1 protein-coding gene is annotated in these 504 nt (G+C 41.5%); it reads left to right on the top strand.

Annotation, left to right across the window (positions count from 1 at the left end; translation table 11 throughout):
* A partial coding sequence (locus AAIG11_RS17940; protein ID WP_343187557.1) for a hypothetical protein occupies positions 1-401 on the top strand: 401 nt, incomplete at its 5' end.
* Positions 402-504 lie beyond the last annotated feature (103 nt).

Here is a 504-nt window from a genome sequence, read left to right on the forward strand (position 1 = left end):
ATCCAAGATTGTTTGCCACGGGCGATGAATCCATCCATTACATTGACTTTATAGATATGATCAAGGCAAGGCCGAATGCTCTAAAGTACTCGGGGATCTACACGCTGTTACCTTCATCATGGCAGGATTACCTGCATACATTAGACAAAGAATCATTTCGCAATGCATTTCATGTCTTAAAAGTAATCCTCCTTGAAGAAGACATGGAGTATGCGGATACAGTGCTACAAGAAACCAGGAAGCACGATGCATTATCACCTGAAGCGATTGCCATTACGTTTAAACGATTAAAGGAAAACCGACTGATCTATGACGGTGCCATTGTATTTTCTTCCGATCTGCCATCATATGAAGTTGATACTTCTGAGTACAACTATTTGATGGGAGGCGGCAACCAGTGAACAAAGACATTGAGCAGTATCAACGAAGGCTTAAGCTTTCCAATGCACTCATGGAAATTTATCCCAAAATCGATGCCCGAACCAATGAAGAATTCTTGCTCAA

Source organism: Anoxynatronum sibiricum (assembly GCF_039414295.1).
Taxonomy (GTDB): domain Bacteria; phylum Bacillota; class Clostridia; order Peptostreptococcales; family Tindalliaceae; genus Anoxynatronum; species Anoxynatronum sibiricum.